We start from the raw sequence: 3,901 nt of genomic DNA on the forward strand, positions 1-3,901 counted from the left end.
TCTCCCTGTTTATAGTCCTGATCTTAACCCCATAGAACACAAATGGGCGCAGGTAAAAAACATACGTCGCCGTGAGCGATGCGATGTAGACGAACTGTTTCGTCGTTACTCATAATGACAATGAATATTTCGTTAGCTATATTGCTGCCTGAAAAGGCGGTAGGTAGTCTGAAATGGGCTGTTTAATGAATATGAATGGGTGGGTAAAATTTGGGTAAATGGATGCTATTTTTGTTGGAGCCCCAAAGCAGTTGTGTTGCTTTGGGGGTTTGCAAAGGTTTCAATCTAGAGCTTTGCCAATATGGGCTTTAAAAAACGTCCCGTATGGCTGACGGCTTGGTTTGCTACGGCTTCAGGTTTGCCGGCGGCGATGATTTCTCCGCCGCCGCTACCGCCTTCCGGCCCTAAATCGACTATCCAATCCGCCGTTTTGATGACGTCCAAATTATGTTCGATGACAACCACGGTATTGCCGCCGTCGCGCAGGCGGTGCAAGACGGCAAGCAGTTGTTTGACGTCATGGAAATGCAGTCCCGTCGTGGGTTCGTCCAGTACATAGAGGGTGCGTCCCGTATCGCGTTTGGAGAGTTCTTTGGCAAGTTTGATTCTTTGCGCTTCGCCGCCCGAGAGGGTTACGGCATTTTGCCCGAGGCTGATGTAGGACAGACCGACATCGAGCAGGGTTTGCAGTTTGCGTTGCAGGGCGGGGATATTGGCGAAAAATTCATGCGCTTCAATGACAGTCATTTCCAGCACTTCATGAATGTTTTTGCCTTTGTAAGTAATATCCAGCGTTTCGCGGTTATAGCGTTTGCCGCCGCAGACATCGCAGGCAACGAAGATATCGGGCAGAAAGTGCATTTCTACTTTAATCACGCCGTCGCCTTGGCAGGCTTCGCAGCGTCCGCCTTTGACATTGAAAGAAAATCTGCCGACTTGATAACCGCGCGCGCGGCTTTCTTGGGTGTCGGCAAAGAGTTCGCGGATGCCGGTAAAAATGCCAGTATAGGTGGCGGGATTGGAACGCGGCGTGCGTCCGATGGCGCTTTGGTCGATATTGACGATTTTATCGAAATGCTCCAAGCCGCTGATATGGCGGTAAGGCGCCGGCTCTTCGAGGCTGCGGTTAATCGCTTGGGCGGCGGCTTTATAGAAGGTGTCGTTAATCAGGGTGGATTTGCCGCTGCCGGATACACCCGTGATGCAGGTAAACAGACCGACCGGCAGCAGCAAGTCCACATTTTTCAGATTATTGCCGCTTGCGCCTTCAAGGCGCACGACTTTCTCGGGGTCTATCGGGCGGCGGCTGTCGGGAATCTCGATATTTTGCGCGCCGCTGAGATATTGTCCGGTCAGCGATTGCGGATTGGCGGCGATCTGCGCCGGTGTGCCGCGCGCCATGATTTCGCCGCCATGCACGCCCGCACCCGGCCCGATATCGATGACGTAATCCGCTGCGCGAATCGCGTCTTCATCATGCTCGACCACAATCACGGTATTGCCCAAATCACGCAGACGCAAAAGGGAATTGAGCAGGCGTTCGTTATCGCGCTGATGCAAGCCGATGGACGGCTCGTCCAGTACATACATCACGCCGACCAAACCCGCACCGATTTGCGATGCCAGACGAATGCGCTGCGCCTCGCCGCCGGAAAGCGTTTCCGCGCTGCGTGCCAAGGTCAGGTAATTCAGCCCCACATTGACCAAAAAGCCCAAGCGCTCGCGGATTTCTTTTAAAATCTTTTCCGCAATCTCGCCGCGTGCGCCGCTTAATTGCAAATTCTGCGCCCAATCCAAAGCCTCGCCGATAGACAGGCGGTTAATCTGCGGCAAAGACACGCCTTCCACCAAGACATGCTGCGCCGCTTCATTCAAACGCCCGCCGCCGCAGGTAGGACAAGGACGATTATTCAAATATTGGGCGATTTCATCGCGCACTTGGCTGTTTTCCGTTTCGCGGTAGCGGCGGTTCATCGACACCACTACACCTTCCCATACCGCCTCGCGCTCTTTCTTTGCGCCATAGCGTCCCAAAGAAGGCAGACGGATTTTCTCCTTACCGCTGCCGTATAAAACGACATCGCGGATTTTCTGCGGCAAATCCTGAAATGCGGACTCTTCAATATCAAACTGATAATGCGCGGCAAGTGCCTGCATTTGCGGATAAAAATAAGGCGTGCGCCGATCCCAGCCGCGTACCGCACCGGCGGCAATCGACAATTCGGGGTGCGCCACCACCTTCGCAGGATCAATAAACACATTCACGCCCAAACCATCGCAATCGGGGCAGGCACCATGCGGATTATTAAAAGAAAACATCCGCGGTTCCAACTCTTTCAGCGACCAACCGCATTCAGGACAAGCATAGCGTGCAGAAAAAGTGCGCGGTGCCAAATCCGTCCCCTCCATCGGCAGGACTTGCACAATCCCCTCCGACAAAGACAAAACCGTCTCCAAAGACTCCGCCACGCGCTGCTCAATCCCCGCCTTAACGGAAAAACGATCCACCACCACCGCAATATCATGATTACGCTTGGCATCAATGCTCGGCAAAGCGTCCATATCATAGACCTTGCCGTCAATCATCAGTCGCACAAAACCCTGCTGACGCATCTCCGCCAGCAATTCCGCATGCTCGCCCTTGCGTCCCTGCACCAGCGGTGCCAGCAACATCAAGCGGCTGCCCTCGGGCAAAGCCATAATCTGATCCACCATCTGCGACACCGTCTGCGCATTCAAAGCAATCCCGTGATGCGGACAATGCGGCACGCCCACGCGGGCAAACAGCAACCGCAAATAATCGTGAATCTCGGTAATCGTGCCGACCGTCGAACGCGGATTATGGCTGGTGGACTTCTGCTCGATAGAAATCGCCGGTGACAAACCCTCGATATGATCGACATCGGGCTTATCCATCACCGATAAAAACTGCCGCGCATAGGCCGACAAACTCTCCACATAGCGCCGCTGCCCTTCGGCATAAATCGTATCAAAAGCCAAAGAAGACTTGCCCGAGCCGGACAAACCCGTGATGACAATCAATTTATCTCGCGGCAGCTCCACATTGATATTCTTTAAATTATGCGTACGCGCACCGCGAATGACGATATTTTCCATGGCTTGCCCCAACAATTTAGCAAAGCCGCTATTTTAACAGTTCGCCGCATCGAGCCGCCGCTTATTTACCATTTCCGCATCCGCATTGTGCACCGCTCATTGCATTTTTACCGCTTTTCCCTACACTAAATGCAAGCCGACCTCTTTACAAATCTCCACATCGAATCAACATGACCCCAGATAATCCATTATTCCCGCAAATCAGCAATTTATTAGCTGAAGCCCGCACGCACCTTGCACAGACAGTCAATAAAACCATGAGCCGCACCTATTTTGAAATCGGGCGCATGATTGTTGAATACGAACAAGAAGGCAATATGCGCGCAGGATACGGCAAACAACAACTAGCCTTAACCTGAGTTCGGGATAAGCCCCCTCTATTTAGCAGCCGCCAAAGCATTCTTCCTAAACATCTGCGGCTTATACGGAAACAAGCAATATGCCGTTAATCCAGAAATCAGATTCAACAAAAATCCCTTCTCTGAACGATGGCGAGTATGTTCAATTTGGCATAGATTCTTTAACTGATCAAAAATCGTTTCAACAACACATCTTTGTTTTAACGATCTTTTTTGTTCAGGACTTTGGGGCGGGGATTTCATATTCTTTTTCTTGCCTGTCAGTAAAGTGATGTTGTATCTCTCTTCTAACCAATCGCTTAACTCTTTGCTGATATAGCCTCTATCCCCAACCAACAATCCAAACAGTTTGTTTGCCATTTGTCGTAAGCCTTTACGGTCATCAACATTGCCTGGCCTTAGGCAGAAATTGACTCGCTCTCCTA

At 51.6% G+C, this 3,901-nt stretch carries 3 protein-coding genes; 1 reads left to right on the forward strand and 2 read right to left on the reverse strand.

Annotation, left to right across the window (positions count from 1 at the left end):
• Positions 1 to 285: 285 nt before the first annotated feature.
• A complete protein-coding gene (gene uvrA / locus ACJHVI_RS05835; protein ID WP_483183722.1) occupies positions 286 to 3,117 on the reverse strand; it encodes an excinuclease ABC subunit UvrA in 2,832 nt (943 codons plus the stop codon).
• A gap of 170 nt (positions 3,118 to 3,287) precedes the next feature.
• On the opposite strand from uvrA, the gene ACJHVI_RS05840 reads away from it, so the two are divergent.
• Positions 3,288 to 3,476 carry a DUF1016 N-terminal domain-containing protein gene (locus tag ACJHVI_RS05840; RefSeq protein ID WP_483183723.1) on the forward strand — a complete coding sequence of 63 codons (189 nt, stop codon included), beginning with the start codon at positions 3,288 to 3,290 and terminating at the stop codon, positions 3,474 to 3,476.
• An 18-nt stretch (positions 3,477 to 3,494) separates the two neighbouring features.
• Here the strand turns inward: ACJHVI_RS05840 and ACJHVI_RS05845 are convergent.
• Positions 3,495 to 3,901: transposase (locus ACJHVI_RS05845; protein WP_483183725.1), on the reverse strand; the 407-nt coding region annotated here is incomplete at its 5' end.

It is taken from the genome of Suttonella sp., from assembly GCF_056855035.1.